Genomic DNA, 23,735 nt, shown 5'->3' on the forward strand with positions numbered 1-23,735 from the left:
AAATTAATTATGTGGATACTTGTTATAGGTTTGCTATTGCTTGCAACCTTAGCCTTACTATTGGGCTATATACGCAATAAAAAATTACAGAAAAAGATAGATGAGGGAGAATTAAATGAATTTCCCGAAGCAAAAGAGCTAGACGTGGAATGTTGTGGTCAACATGAAACGTGCGAGCGAGATAGTCTGCTGGCAGCCGTCAGCAAGAAAATAGAATACTATGATGACGAAGAGCTGGACGAATATATTGGCAAAGAATCCGACGAATATACTCCTCAACAGGCTGATCAATTTCGTGATGTATTCTATACGATGAAGGATACAGAAGTAGCCGGATGGGTACGCAGTTTACAGTTAAGAGGAATTAATTTACCCGACGAACTTAAAGAAGAAATTTTCTTGATTATCGGAGAACGAAGAAACTAATACGATATGATGGATTTACTGCAATATACATTCTTTCAACATGCGTTGCTCGGCAGTTTTCTGGCCAGTATTGCCTGTGGCATTATTGGTACATACATCGTCACCCGACGCTTGGTCTTCATCAGTGGCGGCATTACCCATGCTTCTTTTGGAGGCATCGGCTTCGGACTGTTTGCCGGTATCTCTCCCATCCTTTCGGCTGCTGTATTTTCGGTATTGTCAGCCTTCGGGGTAGAGTGGCTCAGCAAGCGCAAAGACATGAGAGAAGATTCGGCCATTGCCGTGCTCTGGACATTGGGTATGGCACTAGGCATCATGTTTAGCTTCCTTTCTCCGGGGTTTGCGCCCGACCTTTCGGCCTATCTGTTTGGTAATATTCTTACGATAACACAAACGGACATTCTGTTATTGGGTGTACTCGCGTTGGTGCTCATTCTTTTCTTTACGCTGTTTATCCACCCCATTATTCATGTAGCTTTCGACCGTGAATTTGCTCGTTCGCAAGGTCTTCCGGTCGCTCTCTTCGAGTATGTACTGATGATGTTTATTGCTCTCACCATCGTATCATGCCTCCGCATGGTAGGTATCGTACTTGCCATCTCGCTACTCACCATTCCGCAAATGACAGCTAACCTATTTACATATAAGTTTAAACGAATTATCTGGTTGTCTATTGGCATTGGCTATTTGAGCTGTTTGGGTGGATTGTTTATCTCGTATTTTCTGAATGTACCTTCAGGAGCTTCCATCATTTTCTTCTCTATCATCATCTACGCGATGTGCAAGGGAGGAAAGAGCCTTTTCTTATCAACAACTAAAAATATTGGCAGATATAAATAGTAAATAAAAAATAGAATGGAAATCAAAATTGAATCTTTAGATCAAATTCACGAAGCAGCCAAGGAATTTATTGCTGCCATAGATGAAAACACGGTCTTTGCCTTTTATGGCAAAATGGGTGCCGGAAAGACAACTTTTATAAAAGCTATTTGCGAAGAGTTGGGAGTAACCGACGTGATAAACTCTCCTACCTTTGCCATTGTGAACGAATACCGTTCGGAAGAGACAGCCGAACTAATTTATCATTTCGACTTCTATCGCATCAATAAGCTAGAAGAGGTTTATGACATGGGATATGAAGACTATTTTTATAGTGGCGCGCTTTGCTTCATCGAATGGCCGGAACTGGTAGAGGAACTATTACCGGGAAATACCATCAAAGTATCCATTGAGGAGCAAGAAGATGGAAGTAGAACGGTCACAATGAGCCAATTATGAGTCCGAAATACTTTGTTCAAGGAATTTTTGCTGTTGCAGGTATCATCGCGATACTTGCAGCTGCACTCAACTGGGATTGGTTCTTCAATACACAGAATGCCCAACTGATTGTACGCAATGTAGGCCGTAACCGCTCTAGACTATTTTACGGCGTACTGGGGCTTATTCTTGTAGGCATGTCTCTCTTCTTTTTCTACAATAGCTGAAGATTCTTCATTTCAAGATATTTATTGATCACATCAATCGAAAGTTTATCCGGTGTAGTGAGCAATGCATAAATACCATTTTGCTTGAGGGTGGAGATAATAAGCCGTTTTTCGAAAACAAACTTCTCTGCAATAACCCGGTGATAATAATCTTCAGTACTTTGAGCTTGATCGGCAATAAACGTTTTCAATTCCATATCTTCAAAGATAACCACCAACAGACAATGTTGGCGAGCAAGTTGGCGAAGATAAGAAAGTTGCCTATTCATACTGTTTATACTATCAAAGTTAGTATATAGCACTAAGAAACTACGTTTACTGATATGCTTGCCCAAATGCACACATAACGAAGAGAAATCAGTCTCTCCAAAAGAGGTCTCTTGCTTATAAAGGTTTTCAAGTAATCGTTGCAATTGCCCGGTTTGCCTGGAAGCAGGAACAAAAGTATCAAATTCCTGATTGAACGTGATCAATCCCGCTTTATCTTCTTTTCGCATGGCAACGTACGAAAGGACTAAAGAGGCATTGATGGAATAATCGAGTAACGTCATCCCGGCAAAAGCTTGCTGCATGATGCGTCCTTTATCAATCACACTATATATTTGTTGCGAACGTTCATCCTGATACACATTCACCATCAATTCATGACGTCTGGCACTGGCTTTCCAGTTGATCATGCGATAATCATCGCCCTTCACATACTCTTTTATCTGCTCAAATTCCGTATGTTGCCCCACTCTTCTTAACCGCTTTATGCCTAGTTCTGTTAAGTTATTGCTCATAGCCATCAGCTCATACCGACGAAGCATCAGAAAAGAAGGATAAACCTTCACTATCTGCGGCTCTCCGCAAGTGAAGCGCCGTTCTATCAATCCAAGACGGGTAGAGGCAAACACTCTGATGCGGCCAAAAGCATACTCCCCTCTCCTGACAGGGTGCAGTTGATAGGTAACAGTTTCGCTGCCACCCTTAGGCAAGAACAGCGGGAAAGACAGGTCGCGCAATTGAAAGATGAAAGGCACTTCATCAATCAGACTAAGGGTTACAGCAAAGGCATAACTATTCTGAACAGTGATTCGTACGCCATTCTCATCACCATTGGAGAAACGCTCTGCACAATACCTCGTGGCACTGATGCCTCTGACCCGATACAAGAAGAATCCATCTATCAGCAAACAGAAGATAAATACCGCAAGTAGCAACTGTCCGGCCAGAAACAGAGAACCAAGCAGGTATCCACCACCAAGTAGCAAGATGAGTAGCAGGGCAAAAAGATAAAAACGTTTTGTAAGAAACATTACTTGGGTACTTCTACTTTATCAATTAATCGTTGAGTGACTTTAACGGCAGAGTATCCTTCCATTTCGGCCTCAGCAGTAAGTATCAGTCGGTGTTGTAGCACGTAAGGGGCAACAAATTTTATATCCTCGGGTGTAACAAAGTCGCGTTCTTGCAAAAGTGCATACGCCTTAGCCGCCTGAAGCAACGCTACCGATGCACGTGGAGAAGCACCCAGATAGACAGCCTTACTCGTACGGGTTTGTTGCACAATCAGTGCAATATACTGTAGCAGGCTATGCTCTACAAAGACTTCTTCTGCTTGCTTCTTCATTGCGAGCAATTCGCTACAAGTAAGAATCGGACGAATTTCATTCAGTTTTACGAGCGACACATTGGAGTGATGGCGCTCCAAGATATGGATTTCTTCCTCCAAGGACGGGTAATCCATGGTAATCTTCATCAAGAAGCGGTCGAGCTGTGCCTCAGGCAACTTATACGTACCTTCTTGTTCCACCGGATTTTGAGTAGCAAAAATGATATATGGATCGCCCATCGGATAAGTAGAGCCATCAATACTGACTTGACGCTCTTCCATGACTTCGAAAAGTGCCGATTGCGTTTTAGCAGGTGCACGATTGATTTCATCCACCAATACCAGGTTGGCAAAAACCGGTCCTCGATGAAAATCGAAATCATTGGTTTTCATATTAAATACCGTTGTGCCCAGCACATCACTAGGCATCAAATCAGGCGTAAACTGAATGCGGCTGAAGTCTGATTCAATCAAACGGGCTGTTAGTTTGGCCAATAAGGTCTTCGCTACTCCCGGCACTCCTTCAATCAGCGCATGCCCATTTGCTAAGATAGTAGTCAAGAGCAAGTCGACTGTTCGCTCCTGCCCCACGATGACTGAAGCGATACTTGCTTTCAGTTCCTTAACCTTCTCATTGAAGAGAGTCAAGTCTGTTCGTGCTTCATTTTCTTCCATACGATATGATTTCTTTTAATTTATATACTCGTTAAATGATTGGCTATCTTATTCATCTCATCAATCAGTTCTTTCATTTGTCTTTCGGACACATTAAGTTCTCCTCGCACTATAGGGCGAATCTGAATAAGGAATTGGTGTATTGCCTCTTCTTCCATTCCGGCTTTTACCGCAATCTTAGCTGCAAGCCAAGCATCATCATCAACGTTTTCCACGTTAATTTGAAGGCTCTTTCGTAAGGTTTCGGCAAAAAAGATAAACTTTTTGCGTACCAGGTCAGAGTAATCCTTCTTCTGAAAATACAGCGTTCCAATCAGTTGAACGAACTCCAATATTTTATTGTCCGGTGGTCTTACTATAGGAATTGATCGTTGTCTGCGCCGTGCAGTAAAGACCATAAAGAGAAGCAAAACAATGATTGTGAGATATAACGCCCAGCGAAGTGGAGGTCGAGATAAGAAATAACGAAAAGGAGACTGTTCTTCTTGCTCATTACCAGAATAGGCTTCGGTTCGAACAAGAGGAAGGTCTTTAGCCGTAGACAAAATCCGAAACAAGAAAGCGGCATTGTGGCCATCAAGCATGCCGTAGTTGGTGAACAGTAAAGGAGTACTAATCAAGATAATTTCGCCTTTACCTATCTTTTTAGAAAGAACCACTGCACCCGACCTTATGGTTGAACCTTCAATAACAGCTCTACGAACAATCGCTTTTTTGCTTCTGGTGGAGTCTTTGCCTATCTCTAAATGATGCGAAGCGATTTCCTCTTGCCTATCCGAACGATTGTTTGCCAACATCTGAAAAGTAGAATCGGATTTAACAAAGAAACCAGTGCATAGCTGCGAATAAAAGCAATAGTTCTGTGATGTATAGGTGGAGTCACCTACCCATTGAATTGTATCACGAGTTAAGAGCATGGAAGTCGCTTGCCGCTTCAAAGAAGAAGGATTAAAATAACCGTACGACAAGCTAAAACCCAATGTATCAGAAAATAAGGTGCTAAAAGAAGAAGAAGCCAGTACTACTTTGTTACCTCGCTCGGCCAATCGCATGACTGCATCAACATCCACTCGCTTCAAATCGATATCCTGTGACACAGCCAGAATAGCTTTGCGTGATGTAGTGTCATGGATAGAAATCTGATAAAACGTTTCTTTGGAAAGTGAATAACCCGCAGGCATAGACGATGAGAGCACATCATCAAAAACAGCACAACCAAATGGCTGTTTGTCGTACCGACTGAAAGTGGGTATCCAGCTAAATTGTTTGGGTAAATGAAATTCCGTCCAAACCATTACTCCAAGAAATAATAAGATGAAAAGAATGAAGAGGTGACTACTTTTCATCCCATCCCCCTTTCATCATTTCTTGCTGTAACACTTCCATCTCACGAAAATCTGATTCGGTGACCCCAAAGTTACCATAACGTGCCCTAAGGAAACGATTGGTCAATCTTCTAAAGGAGAAGCGCTGTTCTTCTATTTTAATCTCATAGATATATTCAGTAGGAGTTTTATAAAGTTGCCAATCGATCCGTCCTTCATCTGCCAGCCATTTTAGTGTTTGCAAATAGAGTAAGCGGGAAGCTTCTTTAAAATCATTTCGCGAAAGAGCGTCTGCAATCTCTTTCTCAAAGTCTACTCCGTATATGGTATCATTTTCAACACTGTATGCCACTGCATATTTGCGTGAGCGCATAAATAATTCCGGGCGTTTACGATATACAAACCAAATGATCAATACGACCACAAGTACAAAAAGTACGATCAACACAACTTCTGTATATTTAGAAGCAAAAGTGTGGCCGAATATCCTACTCAGCCAGTCACCAAACCAGGATGAAATCCATTGAATAAGATCCATCTCAGGTCTCACCAAATCACGATTATAGTCAAAATCGGGGTCGGACTGCCACATCGCAATTCGCCCCGTATCACAAATCAATGTATCGGCTATCTGCTCCATCAACTATTACAGATCAAAGTTGCTCGAACTGCTCAATATCACTCTCTACCGAAACATTCCCTACGACTTCATTGGCATGCGCATACTGATAAGCCAAACCAACAAGAGTAAAGGTCATGGCTAGATATGTACCGAAAGACTGCAATATAGCCAATAGATAAACAAGCAAATTATACAAGGGAGAAACTCCCACGGCACTTCCCGGATCACTTAGTGTAAACATGTACTTTACGATAGTTGCCACATACCAAGGTGTCATAGTAATACCTTGTAATATTCCGGCGATGATACCCATCACAAACACAATAGCAAAGATACCACCCCAAGTTGCAAATCCTAGACGAAAGGTCTTAGTAAATGCAGCCCATACTCCTTCTTTTTCAAATAAATAGATAGAAGGCAAAAGCATTATTGGAATCATGAAAGCGATGAATCCAGGTATCAGAAAGATTAATAGAAAAGGCATAAGACTTCCCAAGACAGCTATAAGGGCAAAAGCACCTATTGTTATTGGTATAAGTACAAGTATGAGTATGAAAGAGCGCTTTATGTTATGCATCAAAGGAGCTTTCAATTCCTTCATCGTGATTCCCACCAAACGTTCTTCTCTACTATTATAGAGTTGAACCAATGCATATAGCAAAGAGCTAATCAAAACACCACCTATCATGGCACAAAGTAACATTGCTCCATAACTAACAAAAAACATGATTCCAAACGATGCTAGTCCGGGAGCAACGCCGGGATTCTGCTGCAGACTTGCCATATTAAGAGTACCAGACATTAATCCGTTAAGGCTTAGAGCTTGCAATAAACACAAAGGAAGCAGCAGATAAGTGGTATACTTTAATATCGGCTTCCAATTTTCTTTGATAAAGTCAAAGGAAGCGTTCATCTTTTCCCCGAAATTCCGCTTCGCATAAAAAATAATTTTAGTCTTTTGAGTATCCATGAGATCTTTTATTTGGTAAATAAATATAGTAGAATAGAATGAAAGCAATAGAAAGCAAGATCACGCTGAGCCTAAATAAATCAGGCAACCAAGTGCGACGGGTAAGAAAGCCTTCGATAAATCCGGCCACAATAAAAATGGGGACTGTGCCTATAACGATTTTAAGTCCTTTTTTAGCTCCATGCTTAAATGAAGTTAGACGAGTATAGGTTCCGGGAAAGAGCCAACCATTACCCAATGCAATTCCCGCAGCTCCAGCAACAATAATGGCCCAGATTTCAAGTGTGCCATGTAGCCAAACGGCTAGCATTGATTCTGTAGCTAGTCCTTGCTGAACAAAGAATGTTTGAAAGGCTCCTAGCATCACCCCATTCGTAAAAAGCATATACCCGGTACCAAAGCTAGTAAAGACACCCATGATAAATACCCTGAAAGAAACTGCAATATTATTGAGAGTAATGCCTAGAAACATAGGCAATTCATCGCTTTGACCATAAACAGCCATGGGTTCTCCGCGAGCAATATTATCTAAAGTCATATCAACATAGCTATTGCCCATAATGAGGCGGACAAACGAATCATCATTCAGAGTAGATAGTGCTCCAACAAGAGCGCTTGCTAAAAAAATCAAAAAAGAGATGAGTAGCTCTTTTCTGGCAGAATACATGATCTGAGGAACTTCAGTAGCCCAAAACGTATAAATTCGTGTCCATTTCTCACGCTTATTACGATAGAGTTTATTGTGAAGTGCTGAAGCAAGATTATTTAAGTAAATTGTGATGCGAGAATTTGGATAATGAGTCTGAGCAAAAGCCAGATCAGTCGTAATTTGAGTATATACATCTGCAAGCAAGTCAGGACTAAGCATATTAGATTGCTCAATAGTAGTCTCGGCCTCTTTCCATCTAGTTATATTCAGACGTATAAACGTTACTTCTTTCATGATACTCTTAAAAATCAGAAAAAACTTTTCTTTAATACTGAAAGCAAAAGTAAGGGATTTATAATATATTTGCAATCTAAAACGTAAAATATTTAGCAATTAATGTCAGAATCCAATATTTTAACCGGGCAGTTTGTACGAATAGACCAAGCACCCGCAAGTGCAGGCGAACGAATCTTGGCTCGCTCCATAGATATTATCCTGCTTATTATTTATATCTTAGCGACTGTCACTTTTTTAGATTCAGTAAAAGGATCTATTTCGAACACAAACACATTACTGCTTTTCGTATTATACTTGCCGGTACTCTGTTACTCACTGTTATGCGAGGTATTTAATCAAGGGCAAAGTGCAGGTAAATGCATCTTAGGCATACGGGTAGTCAAAGTAGATGGTACAACGCCAACCGTGAGTTCATACCTGCTTCGCTGGCTTCTGTTTCTTATTGATGCTCCTCTCACTGGCGGACTGGGCTTGTTAGTCATCTTGCTTACAAAGAACAAACAAAGAATAGGCGATCTGGCTGCAGGCACCATGGTTATTAAGGAGCAGAATTATAAGAAAATACAAGTGAGTTTGGACGAATTCAACTATCTAAGAGAAGATTACCACCCTACATACCTACAAGCTGCAGATTTATCACTAGAGCAAATTAATGTAATTGCAAAAGCGCTCGACAGTAAGAATCGCAATAAAGAATCGCACATTGCTCTGCTAGCATCCAAGCTACGGAGTATGCTCAGCATAAATACGACCATTAAAAATGATGAACATTTTCTACAAACGATAATGAGAGATTATCAATATTATGCAATGGAAGATAACGCACTTATATAAATAATAAAGTAGAGGCTGACATCAATCCATGATGCCAGCCTCTACTTATTCTGTTCTAACTAAATGGGACGGAACTATTCTATTTCGCCCAAAGAGTCGCCGTATTCCATTTCTCCCTGAACAACAAAAAGAATTTCTTCGGGATCATATTCACCCATTTCATCTTTTTGAGCCTCTTTTACAATGTAATTAGCTACAAGTTCCAAGTCGATATCGACATAACCCTCTGCATCAGGTTCAGTATCAAGAATACCACTTTCGGTATAATACTCGTCGATAAGATCTAGAAAATAAAGCAATTCATCATCGGAGAACTTACTTTTAAGTTCCTGTGGTAAATAGTTTTTGATATACGCAATGGTTTTGTCATCATCTGCGTAATCAGACCAAATGTCCTCTTCCTGTCCCATATTATTAATTAAATTAATGCTTTCACTTTGCTTTCAAAAACATTCTTTGCTACAGCACCTACTTGTTTATCAACAATCTCACCATCCTTAAAGAACAGTACAGTGGGTATGTTGCGGATACCATAAGTTGCAGGTAGTTCAGTATTCTCGTCTACATCACACTTGCCTATAATCACCTGTCCGTCGTATTCTTTAGCCAATTCTTCTATGATGGGGCCTACCATCTTACAAGGGCCACACCAAGGTGCCCAAAAATCAATCACAACAGGTTTTCCTTCCGCTAATACACCTTTAACATTGGTGTCAGTAATTTCTAAAGCCATATTCTTATCTTATTATTATATTAAATAAATCAAGTTGTATTAATACCATAACGTTGGTAAAGTTACGAAAGTTCTCAAAACAGACGAATAAAGATAGAAAAAAACGCTCTCTTTTTCCGCTCAACTTTCAGTAACAAAGAAAAGTATCTCTATTTATTTCATTTCGTAAACATATCCGAAGTTGGTTTTCAATTTATATAAAAGCCTAGTTCGGGTTGCTCATCAAGATAAGAGATCAACTCTCTCCCAATCGAGAGCTTCACAGGCCGAGATACAAATTCTACAGCCATACTACTTTCCGTATCCGTTACCTTGAAATAAAGTTCCGTATTCCCCGAGTGCTCCTTGATAAGTGTACTTAAATCTGTTATAAGAGCCTTATTTAGTTCAACCAGCGGAACGGTAATCGTTATCTTTTTAACTAGTTCTTCTTTCACATCCGAAAGAAATTCTATGGATGTAATCTTTATTTCCAGCTCATCTTGCTTCCATTGTTTAGCCTGACATCGGGCATGAATATAGAGAAAAGTACCTTCCGAAATAAAATAGCCTTGATATGTAGCCCAATCATTTCCGAAAAACGGAAGTTCAGCCGATCCTGAATAGTCTTCAAGACGGACAATACCATATGGATTCCCGTTTTTGGTAACACCACGACGTACACCGGTTACAATTCCTCCCATAGTTATCTCTCTTCCTGCTAGTTCAGCTTTGTTCTCCAGATCGGACATCCGAGTATTGCAAACATGTTGAAGAATAATAGCATATTCATCTAAAGGATGAGCTGAGAGATATATACCAACCAGTTCACGTTCTTTATTCAAACGCTCCAAGTCCGTCCAAGGTTGGGCCACAGGTATTTCGGGAGTGGCTATATCAATCACATTCTCACCACCAAAAAGAGAATTTGTTGCCGCTGCCTGATCTGCCTGATAACGGTTACCATAGCGAACCAAGACTTCGAGGAATGGTTCAGTCTTGGCATTAACGGCAAAATACTGTTCGCGTTTCAGCTCTTGAAAACTATCGAATCCACCAGCAAGAGCCAACGACTCAAGATTCTTCTTGTTGCAAGCATTCAGGTTAACACGTTGTACAAAATCAAAGATTCCTTTGAAAGAGCCATTTGCATTACGTTCATCCACAATACATTGTACGGCATTCTCACCAACCCCCTTCACTGCACCCAAACCAAAACGAATATTTCCTTGATCATTGACTGTAAACTTATGATTACTCTCATTCACATCCGGTCCCAGCACTTCAATGTTCATCGTTTTACATTCGTCCATCAGTTTAGTGATATCAGTAATGTTTGAGATGTTGCGGCTCATCACGGCTGCCATATACTCTGCAGGGTAGTTCGCTTTCAGAAAAGCCGTTTGATAAGCCACCCAAGAATAGCAGGTAGCATGAGATTTATTAAATGCATAGGAAGCAAACTTCTCCCAGTCCGTCCATATCTTTTCAAGTACTTTGGGATCATGTCCATTCTTTCGGCCTCCCTCGATGAACTGGGGCTTCATATGATCAAGCTTATCACGTAACTTTTTACCCATTGCTTTACGAAGAGCATCGGACTCACCACGAGTGAAGTCGGCCAATAGGCGGGACAAAAGCATCACCTGTTCCTGATAAACCGTTATTCCATACGTATCTTTAAGATACTTTTCCATAACGGGTATATCATACTCAATAGGCTTGCGGCCATGCTTACGATCGATAAAGTCGGGAATGTAGTCCATTGGTCCCGGTCGATAAAGAGCATTCATGGCGATAAGATCTTCAAAGGTACTGGGTTGCAACTCACGCAGGTACTTCTGCATTCCAGCCGATTCAAATTGGAATGTACCGATCGTTCGACCATCACTATAAAGCTTGTAAGTCGCCGGATCAGTAATAGAGATTTGGTCTATATCAATATTTAGACCACGATGGATCCTAATATTCTCTATTGCTTCCTTAATAATAGATAAAGTCTTCAGACCCAAAAAGTCCATTTTAATAAGACCAGTATCTTCAATAACTGAACCTTCGTACTGGGTAACAAGCATTTTTTCACCTGTCTCCTTATCATCAGCAGTACTTACCGGTACCCAGTCGGTTATATTATCACGACAAATAATTGTTCCGCAAGCATGCACGCCCGTGTTACGTACATTTCCTTCAAGCATTTTGGCGTACTTTATCGTATCACGTACCAGTGGGTCAGAAGAAACCTCAGCAGCCTGTAGCTCAGGAACATAAGCTATAGCATTTGTCAGATTCATCTTCTTATCCGGTATTCTATCGGGAATAAGCTTCGTTAGTCGATCCGACTCTGACAAAGGAAGTTTTTGCACACGTGCCACATCTTTAATGGCCATTTTAGTAGCCATTGTACCATACGTAATGATATGAGCGACCTTATCCTTGCCATATTTATCCGTTACCCAACGAAGTACTTCTCCACGTCCGTCGTCATCAAAGTCGATATCAATATCAGGCAAAGAAATACGGTCAGGGTTCAAGAAACGTTCAAACAGCAAATCGTATCGAATAGGATCTATCTGGGTAATACCTAAACAATAGGCTACCGCCGAGCCAGCTGCAGAGCCACGTCCAGGTCCCACAGAAACACCCATTTCACGGGCAGCAGTTATGAAGTCTTGCACAATCAAGAAATAACCGGGAAAACCCATTGTTTTCATAATGTGCAACTCAAAAACCATTCGCTCCTTAACCTCAGGTTCAAGAGGATCACCGTAGCGCTTCTTTGCTCTCTCAAAAGCAAGTTTCTTTAAATAGTCGGCTTCAAGTTTAATACGATACAACTTATCGTACCCGCCGAGTTGTTTTATTTTATCCTCGGCCGCTGCCTCACTTAAAACAACTTTGCCATTCTCATCCTGAGTAAACTCGTCAAAAAGATCCTTTTCAGTGTATTTGCTACGATATTCTTCTTCAGTACCAAAATCTTCGGGTATCGCAAAAGTTGGCATAATAGGAGCATGATCAATAGAATAAAGTTCAACCTTATCAAGAATCTCCATCGTATTTGTCAATGCCTCTGGAACATCAGCAAACAGTGTACTCATTTCTTCACGAGTCTTCATCCACTCCTGCTTAGTGTAATACATTCGCTTTGGATCATCCAAATCCTTGCCCGTACTAAGACAGATTAAGCGATCGTGCGCCTCAGCATGCTCTGCATTGACAAAGTGCACATCATTTGTGCAGATCAGTTTTACACCATATTTCTTTGAGAGCTTCAGCATATGCTCATTTACATTCTGCTGCAAAGGATAGGCTTCATGATTAGAGTTAGGAACAACAGCTTTATGACGTTGAAGTTCCAAGTAAAAGTCGTCTCCAAATAAGTTTTTATACCACTGTATAGCCTCTTCAGCATCATCAAACAAACCTTGAGTTATCTTTTTAGGAATCTCACCACCCAAGCAGGCAGTCGAAATAATGAGACCTTCATGATACTTAGCTAATTCATTTCGATCGGTACGAGGGCGCATGTAGAAACCTGCTGTCCAAGCTTTAGACACTAATTTAATGAGGTTATGATACCCTTTTTCATTTTTAGCCAGCACCACTAAGTGATAGCCACTCTGATCGGGTTTACCTTCTTTCTTATCAAGTGTGCGACGCGCAACATACATCTCGCAACCGATAATTGGTTTAAAGATACGTCCTTGTGCGTCTGCAATCCTTGCCTTGCAATCAGCAATCTCTGCCTCTTTATCCTCAGGAGCCAAATCACTGCTTTCTATTGTTGCTATCTTCCTCTTTAAATCTTTAATTTCGCCTTTGGGCCCGCCATTTTTCTTATTTACATAATTGTAGAACTCTTTAATGGCAAACATGCTACCATGGTCGGTAACAGCTATTCCTTTCATGCCGTCCTTTATCGCTTTATCGACTAAAGCACTAACACTCGCCTGACCATCAAGAAGAGAATACTGTGTATGGACATGTAAGTGAACAAAATCTATCATAGTTAATTGGACTCCTTATTATTAATTCAATGTATAAAAGTACAACGTATGCACCTATCAACAAAGCTATTTACCAAAAAGTTATCAACAAAACATATTTCTATCTCCAAATACTTGCTTGCTTTTCAAATTAAACATACTTTTGCAAACAATTCTATTAAATAGCACACATGGGCCGACTAAAGAAACTGAAAAAGATAAGAATCCACCGTGAAGGAACACATATTCTTATGGGTAGCCTTATCTTATTATTAAGTATAAATGCCGCACTCTACTTTGCGTTTGAATGCAAAATTCTTTTTTACCTAATTGCCGCAACTAGCATAGTCATCTATTTATTAATGGTGAACTTCTTTCGTTGCCCAATTCGTTTATTTGGTAAAGACACAGAGAGAGTTGTTGTTGCTCCAGCCGATGGCAAGATTGTCGTCATCGAAGAAGTTGATGAAAACGATTACTTTCATGACCGACGTATCATGGTATCTATTTTTATGAGCATCGTAAACGTTCACGCTAATTGGTACCCGGTAGATGGTACTATCAAAGAAGTTTCTCATAAGAACGGAAAATTCATGAAAGCATGGTTACCCAAAGCAAGCACAGATAATGAGCGATCTCTGGTAGTTATTGAAACGCCTGAAGGAGTGGAAGTGATGGCTAGACAAATTGCCGGAGCTATGGCCAGACGAATTGTAACTTATGCTGAAGTAGGTGACGAATGCTACATCGATGAACACATGGGATTCATCAAATTTGGCTCTCGTGTAGATGTCTATCTACCAATTGGAACGGATATATGCGTCACTCTTGGTCAAACAACTACTGGTAACGAAACGGTTCTTGCCAACTTAAAATAAACGACAGAAATGGCAAACACGATAACCCGCCACATCCCTAACACCGTAACCTGCCTGAATTTATTTTCGGGCTGCATTGCTTGTGTAATGGCATTTGAGGCTAAATATGAATTATCTCTCTTCTTCATCATATTAAGTGCTGTCTTTGATTTCTGCGACGGTATGTTAGCGCGTTTACTAAAAGCATATTCTAGCATAGGCAAAGAACTCGACTCCTTGGCCGATGACATTAGCTTTGGAATCGCTCCGGCATTAATCGTATTTTCTTTATTTAAAGAATTACAATACCCTTCTTTTCTATCTGGACTAGAAGCATACATTCCTTATTTAGCATTTCTTATTGCTGTATTTTCGGGATTGCGCTTGGCTAAGTTTAATGTTGACGAACGACAAACCAGTTCGTTTATAGGTTTACCTACACCAGCCAATGCCCTATTCTGGGCGTCACTTGTAGTAGGATCACATACTTATCTTGTCTCGACTGACTTTAGCCCTATATACCTTATTATATTAGTATTGCTCTTTTCATGGTTGCTAGTTGCCGAGATTCCGATGTTCTCACTCAAGTTTAAAAATTTATCGTGGAAAGACAATAAAATCAGTTTCATATTCTTACTGATATGCATTCCTCTACTTGTATTTCTGGGCATTAGTGGCTTTTCTGCCATCATTGCATGGTATATTCTACTGTCTTTGTTAACAAGAAAAAAGAAATAAACAATCCTTTTGGCACGTTTGTTGTAACATTGTATTCAGATTCAAAACCATTCAGCTCATGTATATATTAGGATTCTTATTTATTATCATCATTTCCATTTTTGTTCTTGGTTTATCTATTGTAGGAAGTATATTAAGAGCCCTCTTCGGGTTCGGAAGACGTTCATCTTCTACACATCAAGCAACTAACACAGAAGAAACAGAGAAACAAAAGGAACAATCTAAGCACAAAAAACTTTTCGGTGAAGACGAAGGAGAATATGTAGACTTTGAGGAAGTAAAAGATTCTAAGAAATAGAAACAAGAAGAATAGTGTCGGAATACCTCACTTATCGGCACAGCCTAGTTATCTCTTAGAGAGAAAAAAGGATTTCATTTTGGCTGCACACTCATCAGCCAACAAGCCTTTTAGTACTTCCGTCTTTGGATGCAATGCCTGCGGAGCATACTTTTGGTAGCCGCGTTTCTCATCTTCAGCCCCAAAGACCAACTTACCCATTTGTGCCCAGGCGATTGCACCTGCGCACATCACACAAGGTTCCACCGTAACGTAGAGTACACAATCATTGAGGTATTTCCCGCCCAAAACATTGGCTGCAGATGTTATGGCTTGCATCTCCGCATGTGCTGTCACATCAGTTAATGTTTCTGTCAGGTTGTGTGCACGAGCAATAATCCGTCCTTTGCTTACAATAATAGCTCCTACGGGAACTTCACCTCGCTCACCCGCCTTCTCTGCTTCAATCAGAGCCTGCTTCATATAATACGTATCATCCATCACCATCATTAGCGTCTCATATCATGTTCGCCAAAAAGAGTCGGATAATCCTCCTCCATATTTTTATGTATAAACATGAGAATAGTTTCACGAAGCCAGCGAGATTTGTTCGTTATCTTATACTTATCCAAATAACGATCCACAATCTGTTGCTCATCTTCACTCATTAAGCAAGTCATGCGTTGCTGACGTTTAGGTTCGTCAGCAGTCGCTCTGGCACATTTTTTATCTCTCTTTCTCATATTCGTCGCAAATTTACTTTTACTTCTTTAATTTCAAAGGATAAAAAGAGTAAATTTGCAAAAAATAGATATGGCAGAACATAATATACTTGGAAAAGCCGGGGAAAATGCTGCTGTGGCCTATCTGGAACAGCACGATTACATCATCAGGCACCGAAACTGGCGAAGAGGACACTTGGAGCTTGACATTGTGGCCGCGAAAAATAACGAGCTCATTGTTATCGAAGTCAAAACCAGAAGAAATACCAAGTTTGCCGCGCCCGAAGATGCCGTGAATCTGCAAAAAATAAAACGAACAGTACTGGCAGCCGATACCTACATTAAACTTTTTCAGATTGACGCGCCTGTACGTTTTGATATTATTACAGTAGTAGGAGACGAAAATAATTTTAAAATAGAACACATCAAAGAAGCCTTTTATCCTCCGATGTGGTGAAATAATGATAGCAATGGATATAGAAACGATCAGAGAATATTGCCTCTCAATAAAAGGAGCAAGCGAGTGCTTTCCATTTGGTGAAGACACTATCGTATTTAAGGTTATGGGCAAGATGTTTGCCTACATGGGCTTGGAACGAAAAGAAGAAGGCTTTATGCTGAATCTTAAATGCGATCCGGAGAAAGCCATAGAACTGCGAGAAAAGCACGAATATGTTATTCCCGGATACCACTCCAATAAGAAATATTGGAACTCCATCTTCATTGAGCAGAATGTATCCGATAATGAGCTGAAAGAATGGATTAATCATTCGGTAGAGGAGGTTATTAAAAAACTACCAAAAAAAATGCAGTTGGAATATGACGCCTTTCTCTAAGATACCACCAGTAAACATTATCCGAATAGCAGAAACCGACTCAACTAATCGTTATCTGACTATACTATGTGCCGAGCAACAACCGCCTGAGCTAACTACCGTATTAGCCGATTACCAAACATCGGGACGAGGTCAACGAGGAAATTCATGGGAAGCCGAGCGAGGTAAGAATCTATTATTTAGCACAGTGCTACGCCCCTCTTTTCTAGAAGCCAAAAGACAATTTTTGCTATCCCAGATAGTCTCTCTTTCGATCAAAGAAGAGTTGGATAATTATGGCAAAGGTTTTTCGATCAAATGGCCTAACGATATTTATTGGTATGAGAAGAAAATTTGCGGAATGTTGATAGAAAACGATCTAATAGGAAATTACATTAGCCAAAGTATCAGCGGAATAGGGCTAAATATCAACCAAGATAGATTCTATAGCACCGCCCCAAACCCAGTTTCCCTTAAACAGATTACCGGAAAGTCGCAAGAACCAGAGTTAATACTTAGAAGTGTATTAAATAGAATAGCCACCTATTACGTCGAACTTCGTGCAGAAAAGACAACCGAGATTACCAAGCGCTATCATCGCTCGCTATTTAGGCGAGATGGAATGCATCCATACATTGATAGCTCAGGGCAATTTACTGCAGAACTCATAGGAGTTGCCCCAGAAGGAAACTTAATTTTACGAGATGAAAGCGGCGCAGAAAGAAGATATGCCTTCAAAGAAGTGAGTTATCTGTTCTAATATTTTTGAGACATATCAACGATTTATCGCCTTTTCTATCAATTGAATTTTATCAAGCGTCTTTTGAGCTTCTACCGAAGGAAAATGTTGAAGTACATTTTGCAAGTATTGTTTTGCCTTGGAATAGCCTGTAGCCACTACCCGATTAAGCGAATCTCGATAGCGGGCGTATTGCATACGTGTAGGAGCTGATATTTTCTTAAAATCAGTTTCTATCTTTTCTTTTTCCTGCTCAGCAGAAAGGTAATAGAAATTGCCTACAAAAATATTAGCTGAGAGATTATCGCGGTCAATCTCTATGACCTTTTCATAAAGAATCAATGCATCCTTTTCCTTCCCACGCAACATTTCCATATTGCCGCAAGCAAGAAGATTGGCAATATTGCTAGGTTGCATCTGAGTAAGTTCTTTGTAAAACAAATACGCTTTATCATAATTACGCGCATTTTGATAAGATAGAGCCAATTCACGAGCCAGTAAAGGACAAACGGTACTATTTTTATCTACCTCTGTCCAATAATACATTTCCGACTTGGCAATGTCAGCAGCAACTGCTTTATGAAAGAAAACAGTTGCCTTATCCCAGTTTTGATTTGCCATTGCAAGTGTAACCTGAGACAAAGCGTCACTTCCCGATTGAGCTAAAAGAGTAAAGGGGAAGAGAAAAAATGCCCAAAATATAATCAAGGTTCTCATTATCCCAAAATGTTTAGTAGTCTTTCTACAAAGATAATAATAAAAATTTGTAAGTTTGCACGAACTAACAATATTTAATTATATGGCTAAATATAAGCGTATTTTATTGAAGTTGAGTGGAGAAAGCTTGATGGGCGAAAAACAATATGGCATTGACGAAAAACGTCTTGCCGAGTATGCAACACAAATCAAAGAAATACATGAATTGGGCGTAGAAATAGGAATCGTTATTGGTGGAGGAAACATTTTCCGGGGACTAAGCGGAGCTAATAAAGGATTCGATCGTGTAAAAGGGGACCAGATGGGTATGCTGGCCACAGTGATCAACAGCTTAGCTTTGAGCTCGGCACTCGGATCAATTGGTGCTAAATCCCGCGTACTTACAGCTATTCGTATGGAACCCATCGGAGAATTCTACAGTAAATGGAAAGCCATAGAATGTATGGGAAACAATGAAATAGTGATTCTGTCCGCAGGGACAGGAAACCCTTTCTTCACCACTGATACCGGCTCATCTTTGAGAGGCATCGAGATAGAAGCCGACGTAATGTTGAAAGGTACACGCGTTGACGGCATCTATACAGCAGATCCTGAAAAGGATAAAAATGCGACAAAATTCTCAGAGATTACATATGACGAAATATACAACCTCGGACTGAAAGTAATGGACTTAACAGCAACAACAATGTGTAAAGAAAACAACCTTCCAATTGTTGTATTTGATATGGATACTCCAGGCAATTTGAAAAAGGTTATTCAAGGGGAAGCAATAGGGACTCTAGTACATAATTAAGAGCCAAGTATTGGAAATGAGCAAAAAACAATGTACTTTTGTTTAATATTAACACGCTAGCAATCCAAAAACAACATTATAGATTATGATAGACGTAAATAGCTGTATCAACGAATCACAAGAGAAAATGGACATGGCCGTGATGTACCTGGAAGAATCTCTTTCGCACATCCGCGCCGGAAAGGCAAGTACCAGACTTATAGATGGTATTAAGGTCGACTCTTACGGAAGTATGGTTCCTATTAGCAATGTAGCGGCTGTATCTACTCCGGACGCACGTTCAATTGCCATTAAACCATGGGATAAAACAATGTTTCGTGTTATAGAGAAAGCGATTATTGACTCTGACTTGGGAATTATGCCTGAAAACAATGGCGAAATTATCCGCCTAGGTATACCGCAACCTACTGAAGAAAGACGCAAGCAACTATCTAAACAATGCAAGGCAGAGGGCGAAACGGCCAAAATAAGCATCCGCAATGCTCGAAGAGACGGCATTGAAGCTCTAAAGAAAGGATTGAAAGACGGACTGCCCGAAGATTCCGAAAAAGATGCCGAAGCCAAATTACAAAAAATTCATGATAAGTATATCAAGAAAGTCGAGGATCTGCTAGCAGAGAAGGACAAAGAGATAATGACAGTATAATCGTGCGCGGACTAGTCATAAAGAACACGGGGAGCTGGTATCAGGTGAAAACCGATGACGGACGGTGTATTGAATGTAAAATCAAAGGGACTTTTCGTCTCAAAGGTATCAGAAGCACCAACCCTATTGCCGTAGGAGACCACGTACATATCATCTTAAACCAAGAAGGTACAGCTCTTATCAATGAAATAGAGGAGCGGAGGAATTATATCATCCGCCGCGCCTCTAACTTATCAAAACAATCGCATATACTTGCTGCAAACCTCGATCAATGTATGATCGTAGTTACAGTAAACTACCCGGAAACATCAACCATATTCATCGACCGCTTTCTCGCTTCAGCAGAAGCTTACCGTGTACCAGCCAAGATTGTATTCAACAAGATGGATGCTTACGATAAAGATGAACTTCACTATCTGGATAGCCTCATCAATCTATACACGCAGATAGGATATCCTTGCTTAAAAGTGTCTGCACTAACGGGGGAAGGCATTGAAGGAATTAAAGATGAGCTAAAAGCAAAAGTAACCTTATTTGCCGGACATTCCGGAGTGGGGAAGTCTACACTGATTAATTCAATCGTTCCCGATATTGCAATCAGAACCGGAAAAATATCAACCTATCATAACAAAGGAATGCATACTACAACCTTCTCCGAAATGTTTCCTGTTGCCGGAGATGGCTATATTATTGATACTCCGGGTATAAAGGGCTTTGGCACTTTCGATATGGAAGATGAAGAGATAGGACATTACTTCCCGGAAATCTTCAACACTTCATCCGGTTGTCGATATGGAAACTGCACCCATCGGCACGAACCAGATTGCGCCGTACGAAAAGCTGTAGAGGAGCATTTCATCAGCGAATCCAGATATACCTCTTATCTGAGCATGCTTGAAGACAAAGAAGAAAGTAAATACCGAGCTGCATATTAAATGAATTAGAATAAACTTATATTAAAGGAACACCATGAGAAAATCAGTGTTGATAATGACTTTGTTTGTTTCCTGTGTCATAAGCGTATATGCCCAAGAGGTAAACTATAAAGATAAGCGCCAATATAAGGAATGGGTAAAGTTGGCTCCTAAATTGGATGATGCATTTTTCAGCACTCAAGAGGCGATCCGTATTGCCGAGAATGTCTTACTATATCAGCAAACGACAGGTGGATGGCCCAAAAACATCTACATGCCAGCCGAATTAAGCAAAGCCGAACTGAAAGTTGCTATTGAGGCTAAGAAGGATGTGAATGAAAGTACAATAGACAATAATGCAACCAGTACTGAGATTCAATATCTGGCACGTACTTATCAGGCTACTAAAGACAATCGCTACAAAGATGCAGTTATCCATGGATTTGAGTACCTCTTCAAAGCACAATATGCCAATGGAGGCTGGCCCCAATTCTATCCTCGCCCTAAAGGATATTATATTGAGATTACTTACAATGACAATGCTATGTTCAACGTGCTGCAATTACTGCGTAAAGTATATGAAAAGCAAGCACCTTATACTTTCTTGCCTGACGCCACAATAGAGAAAGCGCATACTGCGTTCAACAAGGGTATAGATTGCATACTCAAAACTCAGGTTAAACGGAATGGAAAGCTAACCGTATGGTGTGCACAGCACGACCACGTAACATTGCAACCAGCCAAAGCAAGAGCTTATGAGCTTCCTTCGCTCAGTGGACAGGAGTCGGACAACCTTGTTTTGCTACTAATGTCACTACCTAACCCTTCTGAAGAAATAAAGAATGCAATTGAAGGAGCTGTGACATGGTTCAAAGAATCTTCGATAACAGGTACTACAAAAGAAGGTTTCACCGATGCTCAGGGACGCAAAGACTTCCGCATGGTGCCTTGCACTGATTGTCCGCCAATGTGGGCGCGCTTCTATGATCTAGAGAGTAATCGTCCCTTCTTTTGCGACCGTGATGGAGTGAAGGTTTATTCAATATCAGAGATCGGTTACGAACGCCGCAACGGTTATAGCTGGTACAATAATGATGGTGCAAAAGTTATAAGAGAATACGCTAAGTGGAAAAAGAAATTTTGAATATCATTCAATAAAAAAAGATGGCTCGTATGGGCCATCTTTTTTTATTCTATTTTGCTAAATGCCAACTAACAGCCACTTACACAAACAGGTTTTATCTGTTTAAAGAAATCGTTTCCTTTATCATCTACCAAGATGAATGCAGGGAAGTTCTCTACTTCGATCTTCCAAATGGCTTCCATACCCAATTCAGGATATTCCACACACTCAATGCTCTTGATATTATTCTGTGCTAAGATAGCAGCAGGACCACCAATACTGCCCAGATAGAAACCGCCATGTTTCTGACAAGCATCTGTTACTTGCTGACTGCGGTTACCCTTGGCCAACATAATCATACTACCTCCATGACTCTGGAAAAGATCTACATACGAGTCCATACGTCCCGCTGTTGTTGGTCCCATAGAACCGCAAGCCATTCCGGTAGGAGTTTTAGCAGGGCCGGCATAGTAGATAGGATGATCCTTAACATACTGTGGCAAGTCTTCTCCCTTATCCAAACGTTCTTTCAGTTTGGCATGAGCAATGTCACGTCCTACGATAATAGTACCATTGAGTGATAAGCGAGTGGATACCGGATATTTAGCCAATTCTTTCAGAATATCGGCCATCGGTTGATTTAAATTAATTTGCACAGCCTCGCCTTCGCCTGCTTGACGAAGTTCTTCTGGAATGTACTGACCAGGATTATCTTCCAGTTTCTCAATCCAGATACCATCCTTGTTTATCTTACACTTAATGTTACGGTCGGCCGAGCACGAAACGCCCATACCCACAGGACACGAAGCACCGTGACGTGGCAGACGAACGATACGAACATCGTGCGCAAAGTATTTACCACCAAACTGTGCACCCAAGCCCATCTTTTGAGCTTCGAACAATACTTCTTTTTCTAGTTCTATATCACGGAAAGCTTGTCCGCCATCATTACCCACTGTAGGAAGAGTATCGTAATATTTAGCAGAAGCAAGTTTCACTGTCTTCAAGTTCATTTCGGCAGAAGTACCGCCAATAACGAAAGCAATGTGATAAGGCGGACAAGCAGCCGTACCCAATGTTTTCATCTTCTCCACCAAGTAAGGTACTAACTTTTCGGGAGTCAACAATGCCTTAGTTTCCTGATACAGATATGTTTTGTTAGCCGATCCACCTCCTTTAGAGATACACAAAAACTTATATTCAGGTCCTTGAACAGCATAAAGATCAATCTGTGCAGGCAAGTTGCATCCGGTATTCTTTTCATTATACATATCCAAAGGTACATTTTGAGAATAACGGAGATTCTCTTCCGTGTACGTTTTATACACACCCTTAGAAAGTGCCTCTTCGTCACAGCCATCGGTCCATACTTGCTGACCTTTTTTGCCTACAATAATAGCCGTACCGGTATCTTGACAAAAAGGAAGTTTACCTTTTGCCGAAACCTCTGCATTGCGTAGAAACGTTAGAGCCACAAACTTGTCGTTCTCGCTAGATTCAGGGTCGGCCAGAATTTTAGCCACTTGTTTTTGATGTTCGGGACGGAGCATAAAAGCCACATCACGAAAAGCTACATTGGCCATTTGAGTAAGGCCTTCAGCTTCTACTTTCAGAATTTCTTTTCCCTCAAACTCGCTTACTGAAACATAATCTTTCGTAAGCAGATAGTACTCGGTAGCGTCCTTTCCCATGGGGAATGGTGCTTGATACTTAAACGGAGGTGTTGCCATATCTTTAAATTATTACGTAATGTTAGTTAGTGAGGCAAAGTTAGCTCTTTCGATGCAGAAAACAAATAAGTAATAATCTAAATATGTCAT

General features: G+C 40.6%; 28 protein-coding genes. 15 read left to right on the forward strand and 13 right to left on the reverse strand.

Annotated features, from left to right (window positions below):
- The first annotated feature begins 9 nt into the window (after nucleotides 1–9).
- The 4 genes from BQ5338_RS12355 to BQ5338_RS12370 are packed head-to-tail and all read left to right on the forward strand — an operon-like array spanning nucleotide 10 to nucleotide 1,910.
- Complete coding sequence (locus BQ5338_RS12355) at nucleotides 10–426, forward strand: phospholipase (protein WP_071147141.1); 417 nt, start codon at nucleotides 10–12, stop codon at nucleotides 424–426.
- 9 nt (nucleotides 427–435) lie between these two features.
- Nucleotides 436–1,266 (forward strand): metal ABC transporter permease, encoded by an 831-nt coding sequence (locus tag BQ5338_RS12360; RefSeq protein WP_071147861.1) that lies wholly within the window; start codon nucleotides 436–438, stop codon nucleotides 1,264–1,266.
- Between the two features lie 15 nt (nucleotides 1,267–1,281).
- The gene (tsaE, locus tag BQ5338_RS12365) at nucleotides 1,282–1,704 is read left to right on the forward strand and encodes a tRNA (adenosine(37)-N6)-threonylcarbamoyltransferase complex ATPase subunit type 1 TsaE (protein WP_071147142.1); all 423 of its coding nucleotides are present in this window, start codon (nucleotides 1,282–1,284) and stop codon (nucleotides 1,702–1,704) included.
- Nucleotides 1,701–1,910 carry an immunity 17 family protein gene (locus BQ5338_RS12370; protein WP_071147143.1) on the forward strand — a complete coding sequence of 70 codons (210 nt, stop codon included), beginning with the start codon at nucleotides 1,701–1,703 and terminating at the stop codon, nucleotides 1,908–1,910. The genes tsaE and BQ5338_RS12370 overlap by 4 nt, the downstream gene beginning before the upstream one ends.
- Here the strand turns inward: BQ5338_RS12370 and BQ5338_RS12375 are convergent.
- The 6 genes from BQ5338_RS12375 to BQ5338_RS12400 are packed head-to-tail and all read right to left on the reverse strand — an operon-like array spanning nucleotide 1,898 to nucleotide 8,039.
- On the reverse strand, nucleotides 1,898–3,208 hold the full coding sequence (locus BQ5338_RS12375) for a DUF58 domain-containing protein (RefSeq protein WP_071147144.1): 1,311 nt from the start codon (nucleotides 3,206–3,208) through the stop codon (nucleotides 1,898–1,900). The genes BQ5338_RS12370 and BQ5338_RS12375 overlap by 13 nt on opposite strands.
- The gene (locus BQ5338_RS12380; RefSeq protein ID WP_071147145.1) at nucleotides 3,208–4,179 is read right to left on the reverse strand and encodes an AAA family ATPase; all 972 of its coding nucleotides are present in this window, start codon (nucleotides 4,177–4,179) and stop codon (nucleotides 3,208–3,210) included. Before BQ5338_RS12380 ends, BQ5338_RS12375 begins: the two co-directional genes overlap by 1 nt.
- Before the next feature lie 20 nt (nucleotides 4,180–4,199).
- Entirely contained in the window at nucleotides 4,200–5,525 is a 1,326-nt protein-coding gene (locus BQ5338_RS12385) for a DUF4350 domain-containing protein (RefSeq protein WP_071147146.1), read from the reverse strand.
- Nucleotides 5,515–6,144 (reverse strand): DUF4129 domain-containing protein, encoded by a 630-nt coding sequence (locus BQ5338_RS12390; protein ID WP_071147147.1) that lies wholly within the window; start codon nucleotides 6,142–6,144, stop codon nucleotides 5,515–5,517. The genes BQ5338_RS12385 and BQ5338_RS12390 overlap by 11 nt, the downstream gene beginning before the upstream one ends.
- Before the next feature lie 13 nt (nucleotides 6,145–6,157).
- Nucleotides 6,158–7,096 (reverse strand): hypothetical protein, encoded by a 939-nt coding sequence (locus BQ5338_RS12395; protein WP_071147148.1) that lies wholly within the window; start codon nucleotides 7,094–7,096, stop codon nucleotides 6,158–6,160.
- Complete coding sequence (locus tag BQ5338_RS12400) at nucleotides 7,077–8,039, reverse strand: stage II sporulation protein M (protein WP_071147862.1); 963 nt, start codon at nucleotides 8,037–8,039, stop codon at nucleotides 7,077–7,079. The genes BQ5338_RS12395 and BQ5338_RS12400 overlap by 20 nt, the downstream gene beginning before the upstream one ends.
- Nucleotides 8,040–8,141: 102 nt before the next feature.
- Here BQ5338_RS12400 and BQ5338_RS12405 point away from each other — a divergent pair, with 102 nt between their 5' ends.
- Nucleotides 8,142–8,876 carry an RDD family protein gene (locus BQ5338_RS12405; RefSeq protein ID WP_071147149.1) on the forward strand — a complete coding sequence of 245 codons (735 nt, stop codon included), beginning with the start codon at nucleotides 8,142–8,144 and terminating at the stop codon, nucleotides 8,874–8,876.
- Nucleotides 8,877–8,950: 74 nt separating this feature from the next.
- Here BQ5338_RS12405 and BQ5338_RS12410 read toward each other — a convergent pair whose 3' ends face one another.
- The 3 genes from BQ5338_RS12410 to dnaE form a co-directional block, all read right to left on the reverse strand.
- Nucleotides 8,951–9,286, reverse strand: coding sequence for a hypothetical protein (locus BQ5338_RS12410; RefSeq protein ID WP_071147150.1), 336 nt, complete (start codon nucleotides 9,284–9,286; stop codon nucleotides 8,951–8,953).
- An 8-nt stretch (nucleotides 9,287–9,294) separates the two neighbouring features.
- Nucleotides 9,295–9,609: a thioredoxin gene (trxA, locus tag BQ5338_RS12415; RefSeq protein WP_071147151.1), complete on the reverse strand. Its 315-nt coding sequence runs from the start codon at nucleotides 9,607–9,609 to the stop codon at nucleotides 9,295–9,297.
- 188 nt (nucleotides 9,610–9,797) lie between these two features.
- Nucleotides 9,798–13,595, reverse strand: a complete 3,798-nt coding sequence (dnaE, locus tag BQ5338_RS12420) for a DNA polymerase III subunit alpha (protein WP_071147152.1) — start codon at nucleotides 13,593–13,595, stop codon at nucleotides 9,798–9,800.
- 170 nt (nucleotides 13,596–13,765) lie between these two features.
- Here dnaE and BQ5338_RS12425 point away from each other — a divergent pair, with 170 nt between their 5' ends.
- The 3 genes from BQ5338_RS12425 to BQ5338_RS12435 are packed head-to-tail and all read left to right on the forward strand — an operon-like array spanning nucleotide 13,766 to nucleotide 15,467.
- Nucleotides 13,766–14,452: a phosphatidylserine decarboxylase family protein gene (locus BQ5338_RS12425; RefSeq protein WP_071147153.1), complete on the forward strand. Its 687-nt coding sequence runs from the start codon at nucleotides 13,766–13,768 to the stop codon at nucleotides 14,450–14,452.
- Between the two features lie 9 nt (nucleotides 14,453–14,461).
- Nucleotides 14,462–15,169: a CDP-diacylglycerol--serine O-phosphatidyltransferase gene (gene pssA, locus BQ5338_RS12430; protein ID WP_071147154.1), complete on the forward strand. Its 708-nt coding sequence runs from the start codon at nucleotides 14,462–14,464 to the stop codon at nucleotides 15,167–15,169.
- A gap of 58 nt (nucleotides 15,170–15,227) precedes the next feature.
- Complete coding sequence (locus BQ5338_RS12435) at nucleotides 15,228–15,467, forward strand: DUF4834 family protein (RefSeq protein WP_071147155.1); 240 nt, start codon at nucleotides 15,228–15,230, stop codon at nucleotides 15,465–15,467.
- 48 nt (nucleotides 15,468–15,515) lie between these two features.
- Here BQ5338_RS12435 and BQ5338_RS12440 read toward each other — a convergent pair whose 3' ends face one another.
- Both BQ5338_RS12440 and BQ5338_RS12445 read right to left on the reverse strand, forming a co-directional pair.
- A complete protein-coding gene (locus tag BQ5338_RS12440) occupies nucleotides 15,516–15,953 on the reverse strand; it encodes a nucleoside deaminase (RefSeq protein ID WP_235816445.1) in 438 nt (145 codons plus the stop codon).
- Between the two features lie 2 nt (nucleotides 15,954–15,955).
- Entirely contained in the window at nucleotides 15,956–16,189 is a 234-nt protein-coding gene (locus BQ5338_RS12445; RefSeq protein ID WP_071147156.1) for a hypothetical protein, read from the reverse strand.
- A 70-nt stretch (nucleotides 16,190–16,259) separates the two neighbouring features.
- Between BQ5338_RS12445 and BQ5338_RS12450 the strand changes: the two genes are divergently transcribed.
- The 3 genes from BQ5338_RS12450 to BQ5338_RS12460 are packed head-to-tail and all read left to right on the forward strand — an operon-like array spanning nucleotide 16,260 to nucleotide 17,743.
- Nucleotides 16,260–16,625 (forward strand): YraN family protein, encoded by a 366-nt coding sequence (locus BQ5338_RS12450; RefSeq protein WP_071147157.1) that lies wholly within the window; start codon nucleotides 16,260–16,262, stop codon nucleotides 16,623–16,625.
- Nucleotides 16,626–16,638: 13 nt separating this feature from the next.
- Nucleotides 16,639–17,004 (forward strand): MmcQ/YjbR family DNA-binding protein, encoded by a 366-nt coding sequence (locus BQ5338_RS12455; RefSeq protein ID WP_071147864.1) that lies wholly within the window; start codon nucleotides 16,639–16,641, stop codon nucleotides 17,002–17,004.
- Nucleotides 16,988–17,743, forward strand: a complete 756-nt coding sequence (locus BQ5338_RS12460; protein WP_071147158.1) for a biotin--[acetyl-CoA-carboxylase] ligase — start codon at nucleotides 16,988–16,990, stop codon at nucleotides 17,741–17,743. The genes BQ5338_RS12455 and BQ5338_RS12460 overlap by 17 nt, the downstream gene beginning before the upstream one ends.
- Before the next feature lie 15 nt (nucleotides 17,744–17,758).
- Here the strand turns inward: BQ5338_RS12460 and BQ5338_RS12465 are convergent, their stop codons facing one another.
- Complete coding sequence (locus BQ5338_RS12465; RefSeq protein WP_071147159.1) at nucleotides 17,759–18,439, reverse strand: tetratricopeptide repeat protein; 681 nt, start codon at nucleotides 18,437–18,439, stop codon at nucleotides 17,759–17,761.
- 82 nt (nucleotides 18,440–18,521) lie between these two features.
- Here BQ5338_RS12465 and pyrH point away from each other — a divergent pair, with 82 nt between their 5' ends.
- The 4 genes from pyrH to pelA all read left to right on the forward strand — a co-directional run bounded on the left by pyrH (nucleotide 18,522) and on the right by pelA (nucleotide 21,936).
- Nucleotides 18,522–19,232, forward strand: a complete 711-nt coding sequence (pyrH, locus tag BQ5338_RS12470) for a UMP kinase (RefSeq protein ID WP_071147160.1) — start codon at nucleotides 18,522–18,524, stop codon at nucleotides 19,230–19,232.
- Nucleotides 19,233–19,317: 85 nt separating this feature from the next.
- On the forward strand, nucleotides 19,318–19,878 hold the full coding sequence (frr, locus tag BQ5338_RS12475; RefSeq protein WP_071147161.1) for a ribosome recycling factor: 561 nt from the start codon (nucleotides 19,318–19,320) through the stop codon (nucleotides 19,876–19,878).
- A 2-nt stretch (nucleotides 19,879–19,880) separates the two neighbouring features.
- The gene (rsgA, locus tag BQ5338_RS12480) at nucleotides 19,881–20,813 is read left to right on the forward strand and encodes a ribosome small subunit-dependent GTPase A (protein ID WP_071147162.1); all 933 of its coding nucleotides are present in this window, start codon (nucleotides 19,881–19,883) and stop codon (nucleotides 20,811–20,813) included.
- Nucleotides 20,814–20,847: 34 nt separating this feature from the next.
- Nucleotides 20,848–21,936 (forward strand): pectate lyase, encoded by a 1,089-nt coding sequence (gene pelA / locus BQ5338_RS12485; RefSeq protein WP_071147163.1) that lies wholly within the window; start codon nucleotides 20,848–20,850, stop codon nucleotides 21,934–21,936.
- Nucleotides 21,937–22,004: 68 nt separating this feature from the next.
- On the opposite strand, the gene BQ5338_RS12490 is transcribed toward pelA, so the two are convergent.
- Nucleotides 22,005–23,645 carry a fumarate hydratase gene (locus BQ5338_RS12490; RefSeq protein WP_071147164.1) on the reverse strand — a complete coding sequence of 547 codons (1,641 nt, stop codon included), beginning with the start codon at nucleotides 23,643–23,645 and terminating at the stop codon, nucleotides 22,005–22,007.
- Nucleotides 23,646–23,735 lie beyond the last annotated feature (90 nt).

The organism is Bacteroides ihuae (assembly GCF_900104585.1).
Taxonomy (GTDB): domain Bacteria; phylum Bacteroidota; class Bacteroidia; order Bacteroidales; family Bacteroidaceae; genus Bacteroides; species Bacteroides ihuae.